This is a genomic window from Catellatospora sp. TT07R-123, assembly GCF_018327705.1.
Lineage (GTDB): Bacteria > Actinomycetota > Actinomycetes > Mycobacteriales > Micromonosporaceae > Catellatospora.
The window spans coordinates 3,895,822-3,908,032 of record NZ_BNEM01000001.1; the positions used below are offsets into that span (position 1 = coordinate 3,895,822).

General features: G+C 70.6%; 12 protein-coding genes. 9 read left to right on the plus strand and 3 right to left on the minus strand.

Translation table 11 applies throughout. The annotated features are described in order from the left end of the window. Nucleotides 1–6 precede the first annotated feature (6 nt). The 5 genes from Cs7R123_RS16640 (at nucleotide 7) to Cs7R123_RS16660 (ending at nucleotide 5,815) form a co-directional block, all read left to right on the plus strand. Nucleotides 7–1,635 carry an ABC transporter substrate-binding protein gene (locus tag Cs7R123_RS16640; protein ID WP_212827570.1) on the plus strand — a complete coding sequence of 543 codons (1,629 nt, stop codon included), beginning with the start codon at nucleotides 7–9 and terminating at the stop codon, nucleotides 1,633–1,635. Nucleotides 1,636–1,836: 201 nt separating this feature from the next. Beyond that, on the plus strand, nucleotides 1,837–2,766 hold the full coding sequence (locus Cs7R123_RS16645; protein ID WP_212827572.1) for an ABC transporter permease: 930 nt from the start codon (nucleotides 1,837–1,839) through the stop codon (nucleotides 2,764–2,766). Between the two features lie 10 nt (nucleotides 2,767–2,776). Continuing rightward, nucleotides 2,777–3,754 carry an ABC transporter permease gene (locus tag Cs7R123_RS16650; RefSeq protein ID WP_212827574.1) on the plus strand — a complete coding sequence of 326 codons (978 nt, stop codon included), beginning with the start codon at nucleotides 2,777–2,779 and terminating at the stop codon, nucleotides 3,752–3,754. Beyond that, nucleotides 3,751–4,788 carry an ABC transporter ATP-binding protein gene (locus Cs7R123_RS16655; protein WP_374706959.1) on the plus strand — a complete coding sequence of 346 codons (1,038 nt, stop codon included), beginning with the start codon at nucleotides 3,751–3,753 and terminating at the stop codon, nucleotides 4,786–4,788. Before Cs7R123_RS16650 ends, Cs7R123_RS16655 begins: the two co-directional genes overlap by 4 nt. Continuing rightward, nucleotides 4,772–5,815 carry an ABC transporter ATP-binding protein gene (locus Cs7R123_RS16660; RefSeq protein ID WP_212827576.1) on the plus strand — a complete coding sequence of 348 codons (1,044 nt, stop codon included), beginning with the start codon at nucleotides 4,772–4,774 and terminating at the stop codon, nucleotides 5,813–5,815. Before Cs7R123_RS16655 ends, Cs7R123_RS16660 begins: the two co-directional genes overlap by 17 nt. Nucleotides 5,816–5,893: 78 nt before the next feature. On the opposite strand, the gene purH is transcribed toward Cs7R123_RS16660, so the two are convergent. Together purH and purN are read right to left on the minus strand one after the other, a co-directional pair. Then, a complete protein-coding gene (gene purH, locus Cs7R123_RS16665; RefSeq protein ID WP_212827578.1) occupies nucleotides 5,894–7,483 on the minus strand; it encodes a bifunctional phosphoribosylaminoimidazolecarboxamide formyltransferase/IMP cyclohydrolase in 1,590 nt (529 codons plus the stop codon). Then, on the minus strand, nucleotides 7,480–8,085 hold the full coding sequence (purN, locus tag Cs7R123_RS16670) for a phosphoribosylglycinamide formyltransferase (RefSeq protein ID WP_212827579.1): 606 nt from the start codon (nucleotides 8,083–8,085) through the stop codon (nucleotides 7,480–7,482). The genes purH and purN overlap by 4 nt, the downstream gene beginning before the upstream one ends. A gap of 202 nt (nucleotides 8,086–8,287) precedes the next feature. Between purN and Cs7R123_RS16675 the strand changes: the two genes are divergently transcribed. Further along, nucleotides 8,288–9,172 (plus strand): DUF4190 domain-containing protein, encoded by an 885-nt coding sequence (locus Cs7R123_RS16675; RefSeq protein WP_212827580.1) that lies wholly within the window; start codon nucleotides 8,288–8,290, stop codon nucleotides 9,170–9,172. A 141-nt stretch (nucleotides 9,173–9,313) separates the two neighbouring features. Continuing rightward, nucleotides 9,314–9,592, plus strand: coding sequence for a CD225/dispanin family protein (locus tag Cs7R123_RS16680; RefSeq protein ID WP_212827581.1), 279 nt, complete (start codon nucleotides 9,314–9,316; stop codon nucleotides 9,590–9,592). 133 nt (nucleotides 9,593–9,725) lie between these two features. Here the strand turns inward: Cs7R123_RS16680 and Cs7R123_RS16685 are convergent, their stop codons facing one another. Beyond that, a complete protein-coding gene (locus Cs7R123_RS16685) occupies nucleotides 9,726–11,249 on the minus strand; it encodes a DUF6350 family protein (protein WP_212827582.1) in 1,524 nt (507 codons plus the stop codon). 185 nt (nucleotides 11,250–11,434) lie between these two features. Here Cs7R123_RS16685 and Cs7R123_RS16690 point away from each other — a divergent pair, with 185 nt between their 5' ends. Both Cs7R123_RS16690 and Cs7R123_RS16695 read left to right on the plus strand, forming a co-directional pair. Further along, nucleotides 11,435–11,755, plus strand: coding sequence for a hypothetical protein (locus tag Cs7R123_RS16690; protein ID WP_244871868.1), 321 nt, complete (start codon nucleotides 11,435–11,437; stop codon nucleotides 11,753–11,755). Nucleotides 11,756–11,773: 18 nt separating this feature from the next. Then, nucleotides 11,774–12,148, plus strand: a complete 375-nt coding sequence (locus tag Cs7R123_RS16695; RefSeq protein ID WP_244871869.1) for a hypothetical protein — start codon at nucleotides 11,774–11,776, stop codon at nucleotides 12,146–12,148. Nucleotides 12,149–12,211 lie beyond the last annotated feature (63 nt).

Sequence of the window (12,211 nt, forward strand, 5' to 3'; positions counted from 1 at the left end):
GGCTCAATGCAGGTCCGTAGGCTCGCGGCCTGGGCCGCTCTCCCGCTCGCTGTCACTCTGGGCCTGACGGCCTGTGGCAAGAGCGGTGGCAGCGACACGGGTAGCACCAACCCCAACGGTGTCGTGTCGGTCGGTATCGCCGAACCGAAGCACCTGATCCCCACCAACACCGCGGAGACCAGTGGCTCCCAGGTGCTGGCGGCGCTGTTCGCTCCCCTGGTGGACTTCGACGAGGCCAACAAGCCGTACGAGGTCGCCGCGCAGGAGATCAGCACGACCGACAACAAGACTTGGACGATCAAGCTGAAGGACGGCTGGACGTTCCACAACGGCGAGCCGGTCACCGCCGACAACTACATCAACGCCTGGAACTACGGTGCCTACGCCCCGAACGCCCAGGACAACAACTACTTCTTCGACAAGGTCGAGGGCTACGCGGCCCTGAACCCGGCGGACGCGAAGACCACCCCCACCGCGACGACCCTGTCGGGCCTCAAGAAGGTCGACGACAAGACGTTCACGGTGACCCTGAGCGCGCCGTTCAGCGAGTTCAAGTCGCTGCTCGGCTACACCGCCTTCTACCCGCTGCCCAAGGCCGCGTGGGAGAGCGACACCGCCAGCCCCCTGGTCCTGAGCAAGAGCTTCGAGGACGCCCCGATCGGCAACGGTCCGTTCAAGATCAAGGGCGCCTGGAACCACGACTCGGGCATCGAGGTCGAGAAGTACGACGCCTTCGCCGGCACCAAGCCGAGCATCGGCGGCGCGAACTTCAAGATCTACCAGAACGACGCCGCCGAGTACGCGGACCTGCAGGCCAACAACCTGGACGTGATCAAGCAGATCCCGACCGACAGCCTGGCCACCGTCCAGGGCGACCTGGGCGACCGCTACCAGACCAGCCCCGCGTCGACCCTGCAGGTGCTGGCGTTCCCGACCTTCGACCCGCGCTTCAGCAAGGTCGAGGTCCGCAAGGCCATCTCGATGGCGATCGACCGCGAGGAGATCGTCAACAAGGTGTTCCAGGGCTCGCAGAAGGCCGCTTACTCGTTCGTGTCGCCGGTCGTCGCGGGCTACCGCGACAAGACCTGCGGTGCGGCGTGTGAGTTCAACCCGACCGAGGCCAAGAAGATGTACGACGCTGCCGGCGGCCCCAAGTCGCTGAACATCACGTACAACGCTGACGGTGGTCACCAGGCGTGGGTCGACGCGACCTGCAACCAGCTGAAGACCAACCTGGGCGTCGAGTGCGTCGGCACCCCGGAGCCCAAGTTCGCCGACCTGCTCACCAAGGTCAAGGCGAAGAAGGACGTCGGCATGTTCCGCATGGGCTGGGTCATGGACTACCCGTCCATGGAGAACTACCTCGGCCCGCTGTACTCGACGACCGGTTCGTCGAACTACTACGGCTACAGCAACCCCGCCTTCGACAACCTGCTGAAGGAGGGCGCTGCCGCCGCGACCCAGGACGAGGCCATCAAGAAGTACCAGGCCGCCGAGGACCTGCTCGCGCAGGACCTGCCGGTGATGCCGCTGCGCTTCGGCCAGAACGTCTTCGGTCACTCGACCAAGGTCAAGGACGTTTCGATCGACCTGTTCAACCGGGTCGACCTGAACAAGATCCAGTACGTCGGCTGACCGTCGGCTGCTTGACCTGGGGGGTGGTGCCGGTCTTCGGATCGGCACCACCCTCCGCGCCTGGAAGCCCCTTTCCCAGTCGCACGCGGTCACGCCGCGAGACCGGGTTTGTGCACTACCACCACGTCGACCGCAGCCCCGTGGTACGAACAATGCGACTATTCGTACCGAATTGTGCTGCCCGGTGAGAGAAGAACGACGATGTTCCGCTACATAGTGCGGCGCCTGCTACAGATGATCCTGGTCTTCATCGGGACCACCTTCATCGTCTTCACGCTGATGTTCGCGGGCGGTGAAGGCGACCCGATCCAGAACCTGGCCGGTGAGCGCCCGGTCTCCGCCGTCCAGCGCGCCCAGCTGGAGCAGCAGTACCACTTCAACGACCCGTTCCTCACGCGCTACTGGCACTACCTGTCGGACCTGCTGCACGGCGACCTCGGCACCTCGCTGACCGGCCGCCCCGTCAGCGAGATGATCCTGGAGCGCCTGCCCACCACGGCCATGCTCGCCACGATCGCCCTGCTGGTGGCGATGATCTTCGGCGTGCTGGCGGGTGTGATCGCCGGTATCAAGCGCGGCGGCATCTTCGACAACAGCACCCTGGTGCTGACCCTGGTCATCATCGGTATCCCGACCGTGGTGCTCGCCCCCATCGGCCAGCTGCTGTTCGGCATCAAGTGGCCGATCTTCCCGGCGACCGCCAACAACCCCGCCACCTGGTACGAGCTCCTGCTGCCCGGCATCATCCTGGGCGCGCTGTCGCTGGCCACCGCGATGCGGCTGACCCGCGCCTCGGTGAGCGAGAACCTGCGCGCCGACTTCGTCCGCACCGCGCGGTCCAAGGGCATCCCGGGCCGCCGGGTCATCGGCGTGCACGTGCTGCGCAACTCGCTGATCCCGATCGTGACGTTCCTCGGTGTCGAGCTGGGCTCGCTGATGGGCGGCGCGATCATCACCGAGAGCGTCTTCAACATCACCGGCATCGGCAACCTGCTGTACAAGAACCTCAACCTCGGTGACGCCCCGGTGGTCATCGGCACGGTGAGCGTGCTGGTCGTCGTGTTCCTTGTCGCCAACCTGATCGTGGACCTGCTGTACGCGGTGCTCGATCCGCGGATCCGGTACGAGTAGGCGGAAGACAATGAGTGAATTCGAGAACGTGGCCGCTTCCGAGCTGCACACGGCAACCCCCGGCCCGGCCGGCGAACCCAACGCCCCCGGGCAGCCGCACACCCTCGAGGTCAAGCGCGCCCGCAGCGCGACCACCGACGCCTGGCACGACCTGGCCCGCCGCCCGCTGTTCTGGATCGCCGTGCTCATCGCGCTGGTGGCGCTGGTGATGGCGGTGTTCCCGCAGCTGTTCACCAGCGGCGATCCCAACGTCGCGTGCCAGCTGTCGAAGCAGAACGCGGGCCCCAGCGGCCCGGCCATCTTCGGCTTCGACTACCAGGGCTGCGACGTCTACACCCGGGCCATCTACGGTGCCCGCAACTCGCTGCTGATCGGCTTCTTCGCCGCGCTGTTCGCGGGAGTGCTGGCGATCCTGGCGGGTCTGACCTCCGGCTTCTTCGGCGGCTGGGTCGACGCGGTCATCTCCCGCGGCACGGACATCGTGCTGGGCCTGCCGCTGATCCTGGCCGGCCTGGTGATCATGAAGCGGGTCGACAACGCCGGCGGCGGCAACACCGCCCGCATCATCGCGTTCGTGCTGCTGCTCGGCGGCCTCGGCTGGACCACGGCGTCCCGCGTGGTGCGCTCCTCGGTCATCTCGGCCAAGAACCAGGACTACGTGCAGGCCGCCCGGATGCTCGGCGCGGGCAACGCCCGGATCATGTGGCGGCACATCCTGCCCAACGCGCTGGCGCCGTTCCTCGTGGTCATCACGATCGCGCTGGGCTCGTTCATCGCGGCCGAGGCGTCGCTGTCGTTCCTCGGCGTCGGCCTGGAACCGCCGGCGCAGTCGTGGGGTCTGCAGATCTCGCAGGCCTCGGGTATCGGCAAGGTCCGCACCAACCCGATCCCCCTGATCGTCCCGTCCACCTTCCTCGCGCTGACGGTGCTCGCCTTCATCATCCTGGGCGACAAGATCCGCGAAGCGTTCGACCCGAAGCTGCGGTGAGCAACGTGACCGACATCCAGGTGCAGAGCAGCGGCGTCCCCACCGGGCACGCCCTGCTCGAGGTGAAGAACCTCTTCGTCGAATTCCACACCCGCGACGGCGTCGCCCGGGTCATCAACGGGGTGTCGTACCACCTGAACCCCGGTGAGACGCTGGCGGTGCTGGGCGAGTCGGGCTCCGGCAAGTCGGTGACCGCGCAGGCGATCATGGGCATCCTCGACATGCCGCCCGCGAAGATCCCCAGCGGCGAGATCCTCTACAAGGGCCAGAACCTGCTGACCATGCCGGAGGAGAAGCGCCGGCAGGTGCGCGGCAAGGAGATCTCCATGATCTTCCAGGACGCGCTCTCGGCCCTGAACCCGGTGTTCCCGGTCGGCTGGCAGATCTCGGAGACCCTGCGCACCCGCGCGGGCATGTCCAAGCGGGCCGCGCTGGCCCGCGCGGTCGAGCTGATGGACCTGGTCAAGATCCCGGCCGCCAAGGACCGGGTGAAGGACTACCCGCACCAGTTCTCCGGCGGTATGCGCCAGCGCGTCATGATCGCGATGGCGCTGGCGATGGACCCGAAGGTGCTCATCGCCGACGAGCCGACCACGGCGCTGGACGTCACCGTGCAGGCCCAGATCATGGACCTGCTCGCCGACCTGCGCCGCGACCTGAACATGGGCATGATCCTGATCACGCACGACCTGGGCGTGGTCGCCGACGTCGCCGACCGGATCGCGGTCATGTACGCCGGCCGGATCGTCGAGCACGCCAACGTGCACGAGCTCTACAAGAGCCCGGCCCACCCCTACACGGAGGGGCTGCTGGACTCCATCCCGCGGCTGGACTCCAAGGGCACCGAGCTCGCCACGATCAAGGGCCTGCCGCCGAACCTGCTGCGTCCGCCGTCCGGCTGCGCGTTCCACCCCCGGTGCAGGTACGCCAAGGACGTGTGCCGGACCGACGTACCCGCGTCGCTGAACCTCGGCAACGGCCGTACCAGCGCCTGCCACTTCGCGAAGGAGATGCTCGATGGCACACTCCGCTGAGAACATCACCCCCGTGGCACGCCCGGCCGGTGAGCCGATCCTGCGGGTCGAGAACCTGGTCAAGCACTTCCCGATCACCCGCGGCATCCTCTTCAAGAAGAAGATCGGCGCCGTCAAGGCGGTCGACGGGGTCAGCTTCGAGCTGCACCGCGGCGAGACGCTGGGCATCGTCGGCGAGTCCGGCTGCGGCAAGTCGACGCTGGCCAAGCTGCTGATGCGGCTGGAGACGCCGACCGGCGGCCGGGCCCTGCTCAACGGCAGGGACATCTTCAAGATGGGCGGCGGCGAGCTGCGCCGCCTGCGCCGCAACGTGCAGATGGTGATGCAGGACCCGTACACGTCGCTGAACCCGCGGATGACCGTGGGCGACATCATCGGCGAGCCGTACGAGATCCACAGCGACGTCGCCCCCCGGGGCGACCGCCAGCGCCGGGTGCAGGAGCTGCTGGAGCTCGTGGGCCTGAACCCCGAGCACATCAACCGCTACCCGCACCAGTTCTCCGGCGGCCAGCGCCAGCGCATCGGCATCGCCCGCGCGCTCGCGCTCAAGCCGGAGATCATCGTCTGCGACGAGCCGGTCTCCGCGCTGGACGTGTCCATCCAGGCCCAGGTGATCAACCTGCTGGAGGGGCTCCAGCGCGAGCTGAACCTGTCGTACATCTTCATCGCGCACGATCTGTCCGTGGTGCGGCACATCTCCGACCGGGTCGGCGTGATGTACCTGGGCAAGATGGTGGAGGTCGGCACGGACGCGGAGATCTACGAGCGGCCGACGCACCCGTACACCCAGGCGCTGCTGTCGGCGGTGCCGGTGCCGGACCCGGAGGCGCGCCACCACCGCGACGTCATCCGCCTCACCGGTGACGTGCCGTCGCCGGCCAACCCGCCGTCGGGCTGCCGCTTCCGCACCCGGTGCTGGAAGGCGCAGGAGCGCTGCTCGGTGGAGGAGCCGCTGCTCATCCGCCGCGCGGTCGACCCGCACCCGAGTGCCTGCCACTTCGCGGAGCTGCGCAACCCGGTCGCCTGACCGGCCGAAAGCAGATCGGCGCCCTCGCTCGGAACCTCTGTGAGGTGGGGTTCTGAGCGGGGGCGCCGATCTTTTACGTCAGTGGGCGAAGTGGCGCGAGCCCGTGAAGTAGAGCGAGATCCCGGCGGCCTTGGCCGCGTCGATGACCTCCTGGTCGCGGATCGAGCCGCCCGGCTCCACGACGGCGGTGACGCCCGCGTCGATCAGCACCTGGAGCCCGTCGGCGAACGGGAAGTACGCGTCCGACGCCGCCACCGCGCCCTTGACCCGGTCGCCCGCCCGCGTGACCGCGAGCTTGCACGAGTCGACCCGGTTGACCTGGCCCATGCCCACACCCACGCTGGCACCGTCCTTGGCCAGCAGGATCGCATTGGACTTGACCGCGCGCACCGCGCCCCAGGCGAACTCGAGGTCGTTGAGCACCTCGGGGCCGACGGGCTCGCCGGCGGCCAGGGTCCAGTTCTCCACGCTGTCGCCGTCGGAGTTGAAGCTGTCGCGGGTCTGCACCAGGATGCCGCCCGAGATCTGCCGCATCTCGGTCGGGCCCGCCCGGTAGGCCGGGGCGACCAGGATGCGCAGGTTCTTGCGCGCGGCCAGGACCTCCACGGCGCCGTCGGCGTACGAGGGGGCCACCAGGACCTCGGTGAAGATCTCGGCGATCTGCCTGGCCAGCTCGACGGTGACCTCGCTGTTGACCGCGATGACGCCGCCGTACGCCGAGACCGGGTCGCAGGCGTGCGCCTTGGCGTGCGCGTCGGCGGCCGACACGGGGCTGATGGCGATGCCGCACGGGTTGGCGTGCTTGATCACCGCGACGGCGTGCACGCCGTCGAAGTCGTGCACCGCGCGCCAGGCGGCGTCGGTGTCGACGTAGTTGTTGTACGACATCTCCTTGCCGCCGAGCTGCTCCGCGCGCGCCAGACCGGGCGCCGAGGCCGGGTCGATGTAGAGCGCGGCCGCCTGGTGCGGGTTCTCGCCGTAGCGCAGCACGTTCTTGCGCCACACGCCCAGGCCCGCGTACTCGGGCCAGCACTGCGCGCCGGGGGCCAGCGAGTCCAGCTCGACCAGCTCCTGGGCGCACCAGTTGGCCACGGCGACGTCGTAGTCGGCGATGTCGGCGAAGGCCCGCGCGGCCAGCGCCCGGCGCTCGCCCAGGGTGAAGCCGCCCTTCTCCAGGGCTGCCGCGAGCAGGCCGTACTCGTTCGGGGAGGTGATCACCGCGACGTTGGCGTGGTTCTTGGCCGCCGCGCGGACCATCGCCGGGCCGCCGATGTCGATCTGCTCCACGCACTCCTCCAGCGAGGCGCCGGAGGAGACCGTCTGCGAGAACGGGTACAGGTTCGAGATGAGCAGGTCGAACGGCTCGACGCCGAGCTCGGCGAGCTGGTCGCGGTGGCTGTCCAGGCGCAGGTCGGCCAGCAGGCCCGCGTGCACCTTCGGGTGCAGGGTCTTCACCCGGCCGTCCAGGCACTCGGGGAAGCCGGTCAGCTCCTCGACCTTGGTCACCGGCGCGCCCATGGTCTCGATGCGCTGCGCGGTCGAGCCGGTCGACACGATCTCGACGCCGTGCCGGCGCAGCACCGCGGCCAGGTTCTCCAGCCCGGTCTTGTCGTACACGCTGACCAGGGCCCTGCGGATCGGCTTGCGCTCGCTGCCGCTCTCGCTCATCCGACGATCACCTTTCTGCCGTTGATGGTCCAGCCGTGGCGGGCCATCCGGCCGACGTAGTCGACCAGCTGCGCACGCTCGGCGTCTTTGATGCGCTCGGAGAGGGTGTCCTCGGTGTCGTCGTCGAGCACCGGCACCGCGACCTGGGCGATGATCGCCCCGGTGTCCATCCCGCCGTCCACGAAGTGGAGGGTCGCCCCGGCGACCTTCACGCCGTACGCGAGGGCGTCGCGCGGGCCGTGGATGCCGGGGAACGCCGGGAGCAGCGCATTGTGGGTGTTGATGTAGCGGCCCTCGAACCGGCCCAGGAACGCCTTGCCGACCAGTTTGAGGAAGCCCGCCCCGATCACGAGGTCGGGCCGGTGCTCGGCGGTGAGTGCGGTGAAGGTCTCGTCCCACTCGTCGCGGTCGGCGAAGTCGGGGACGCGGGCGACGTAGGAGGGGACGCCTGCCGACTGGGCACGGGCCAGGCCGGCGATGCCGTCCCGGTCGGCGCCGACGGCCACGACGGTCGCACCGTACGCGGGGTCGGTGCAGGCGTCGAGCAGTGCTTGCAGATTCGTACCGGAGCCGGAGACCAGGACGACGAGGCGAGCGGTCACAGCAGCACCCTATCGGGCTGGCGGCGGCGAGCTCGCGGCGGGTATGGCGATGATTTACGGCGTTTTGCCCGAAGAACCGGTCAATAAAGCGGATATTGAGGGCAGAACTGCATTCCAGCACGCGCCTGCCCCGGCGCCACGCCGCTGCGACGCCACCGCGGTGCCGGGTCCGGCGCGTGCTGCCGAACGCGAGGAGCCGACCTTGACGCAACCGCCGACGCCGCCGGACACGCCGGAGGAGCCCCACCGCCCGTACGAGCCGCCGGCGCACCGCGACCAGCCCGGCTCACCGGACGTGCCGCCCCCGCCGGGCGAGCCGGTGCCGCCGCCACCGGAGTCGCCGGCGGGCGCCCCGGAGCCGCCGCCGTGGCCGCCGCTGCACGACGCCGAGAGCCCGTTCAGCCCGCCCGCGCCGGAGCCGTACCAGCCGCCACCGATGCTGAGCGATCCGACCGCGCCGCCGCCACCCGGACCGCCGACGCCGCCACCGCCGCCGACCCCGCCGGTGCCCGCGCCGCCGATGCCGCCCGTGCCGCCGCCGCCGACGGTCTCCGACGCCGCCGGCCCGGCCGGTTCCGGTTCCGGCTGGCCGGAGCCGCCGGGCACGAACGCGGGCGGCGCCGAGCCCTCACCGTACGAGCCGCCGGGTCCGCCCGCCGTGCCACCACCACCGCCGGTCACCGAGCCGTACCGCAGCGGCGGCACCTACGGCGAGCCCGTGCCCGCCCCGCCACCGCCGCCGCCGGCCTACGGCGCGCCACCGCCGCCGCCGCTCAGCCCGGGGCAGGGCACGGTCTACCAGCGCGCGGGCGGCGCGCAGAACAACCTGCTCGGCTGGATCGGCTTCGTCTGCGGCGTGCTCAGCACCGGGTGCTGCTGCTGCCCGTGGCTCAACGGGCTGCCGTTCCTGGGCGGCATCCCGGCGATCATCCTCGGCTACCTGCACCTGTCCCGGGTGAAGAAGGGCCAGGCCTCGATGAGCTGGCTGGGCTGGGTGGCGATCGTGCTAGGCGTCATCGCCATCATCGGCGCGATCTGCGGGTTGACCACCCATTGGACGGACAAGGTGTACAACCAATACCGCTGAATTCGGATCAGACAACAATTCGACTGGTGGGATGGTCAGCTTCAACCGTCCCACCAGTCACGTACGTCGCATGAAGCCATTAGACTCCGCTCGTTCGATATCGGCTCCAGTCCGAGCCACCCCGACACCCTGGAGTTCTACATGACCTACGGCGCTCCGCAGCCGCAGATCGACAACAACATGACGTGGTCGATCGTCTCCATCTTCTTCTTCTGGCCGCTGGCCATTCCGGCGATCATCAACGCCAGCAAGGTCAACCCGCTGCTGCAGCAGGGCGACTTCGCGGGTGCCCAGGCCGCCGCGACCGAGTCGAAGAAGTGGTCCAAGCTCGCTCTGATCATCGGTATCGCCGCGTGGGTGCTGTGCTGCGGCTGCTACATCGTGATGTTCGTCGTCGGAGCCGCGAACTCCTCGATGTGAGCCGACGGCTGGTAGTAGACCGGCTGACGCCGCAGGGACCACCGCCACCGCGGGGCCGCTCGCCCCGTACCGGCGGTGGTCCCTGCCGTTGCGAGGGGGCGACCGGCCGTCGCGGGGGGTCGACCGCGACGGTTCAGGCCTCGTCCGGCGTCGCCCGCCGGCTGCGCGGACGCGCCCGGTAGGCCCACACCCCGGCTACGGCCAGCAGGCCGCCGAGCGTCACCACCAGCGCCGACATGCCCGCCATCGGCCAGATCGCGGGCCCGAAGCGCAGCTCGCCCCCGGGGGTGCGCAGCACCCCGCCCGACACGTAGCCGACCGCCGCGCACAGCAGCCCGGCGACCGCGCCGCCGAGCGCCGCCGAACCGGCCATCCGCAGCCACTGCGGCTGGGGCACCACCACGTCCCCCGAGCGGGTCTGCCGGGCGCGCAGCCGCCGGTGCGCCAGCAGCACCACCGCCACCGCGCCGCCCAGCAGCGGCAGCACCATCAGCAGCCAGCCCGGCCCGCGCAGCGGCCCGTGCGGCACCCCGGCGAACACCGGCAGCCCGGTACGCGGCAGCGTGCCCGCCTCGAACCCCGGGCCCAGCAGGTATGACGCGGCCCATGCCGACAGGTTCGGCGCGTACGCCAGGCAGAGCAGGACCGCCCCGGTCTGCCCGAGCGCCCCGCCCGGGAACGCGGCGAGCTGCCGCGACGCCTCGGCGCCGTTGACCGCCACCGCCAGCCCGACCGCCCCGGCGCCCACGCCCGCGATCAGCAGGGTCGCCACCGCCCCGACCCGGATCCCGTCGCGCAGCAGCAGCGGCGTCAGACGGGCCAGCCGCCGCACCACCCCGCCCGCGCGGGCCGCGCCCAGCCCGGCCGCGGCCAGGCCAAGCACGGCGAAGTTCACGGCGGCATGCCATGGGGTGACCAGGATGCCCGGCCCGTCGACCAGGGCCGCGGCGCCCACGCCGAGCCCGCAGTAGACGGCGGCGACCGATCCGGCGGCCAGCGCGGCGGCCCGGACCGACCCGCTGCCCTGCGCGCCCAGCGCGCGCACGGTGTGCACGCCCGCGCGGTTGAGGCGCCACAGCGCCACCGCGGTGAGCAGCAGCGGCGGCAGGTCCAGCGTGGCCAGGTGCTCGTTGAGCGGCACGGTCAGCGGCACCCCGTGCCCGAGCAGCCAGCCGGCCAGGGCGAGCCTGGTCGACAGGAGGAACGCGACCGGGCCCTCGACCGCGCGGGCCCCGACGGTCAGCAGCAGCAGCGGGGCCAGCACCTGCAACGCGGCCCAGACCGTGTTGACCACGGCCGCGACCGGGAGCGGGGCCCCGCTCGGCCGCGGCGGGCCCGGCGGGCGCCCGCGTGCGAGCAGCACCGTCTCGCGGTGGGCGATGTCGTCGCGCGGGGGCAGCAGCACCGTCTCGCGCGCGCCCAGGTGCCCTGGGGTGAGCAGCACGGTGTCGTGGGTGGCGACGTCGTCGTGCTCGTCGTCGTGCCGGCCGGGCGGACCGGCCGGGTGGTCCAGGTCCAGGTCCAGGTCCAGCAGCATCGTGTCCTGGCCGGCGGGCTCCGCCACGGGCGCGGCGGGCTCCCGGGCAGCGGTCGGCGGCGCGCCGTCGGCGGTCGTGGCAGGACCGCCCGGGGCTGCGGGCCGAAGTTGAGTCGGCACTCGGCCAGCGTCGTCCGGTCGCCGGGACGGCGACTCGTCGAGGGGCCCATCATGTTCCGCCATCAGGCGCTACCTAACCACAAACGAGGCGGGATGACCACGATCCTTAGCCCGTGGCCATTTCGACCCGGTATGCGAGTTAGGAGGGTTACGCTGCGATCGAGTCCTTAGCGAGGGAGAGTGCCGTGACCTATACGCCGCCGCCTCCGCCACCGCCGTCGGTGCCGCCGCCACCGCCACCGCCGCACCTGCCGCCGTCACCGGTGACCCCGGCCGGGAACCAGGACCGGGCGAAGATCTTCGGCATCATCGGCATCGTCACGGCCCTGTGCTGCACCGGCCTGCTGGGCATCCTGTTCGGCTGGCTGTCGCTGCGCGAGGCCAAGCAGAACGGCGGCTCCACCACGCTCGGCTGGATCGCGATAGTGGTGGGCGTGCTGGCGCTGTGCAGCAAGGACCTGTACCTGTGGCGCTACAGCATGTCCGGGTGGAAGACCGGCATGTAGTCCGGATTGGGGGAAGTCATGACGAACGAACCCGTGCCGCCGCACGAACCGGTACCACCCGTGCCACCTGGGCCGCACGTGCCGCCGCTGCCGCCGCCGACCGCGCCACCTCCCTACGGGGTGCCGCCGCCACCGCCGCGCCGGGACAACGCGGTGCTGTTCGGCATCATCGGCATCGTGGCCGCCGTGACCTGCTGCCCGCCGCTGGGCATCCTGTTCGGCTGGCTGTCCCAGAAGGAGGCCCGCGAGCACGGCCAGGACCAGACCCTCGGCAAGGTCGCCTTCTGGCTGGGCATCGCCTTCACCGTGCTTTGGGTGATCGGCACCGGCCTGTCCTGCGCCCTCGGCGCGTTCAGCGGGTCGATGGGGCACCGCTACGACGGCGGCTACTGACCGCGTACGCGAGAAGGGGCGCCACCCGCAGCGGGTGGCGCCCCTTCCGTCGTCCGTACGGGC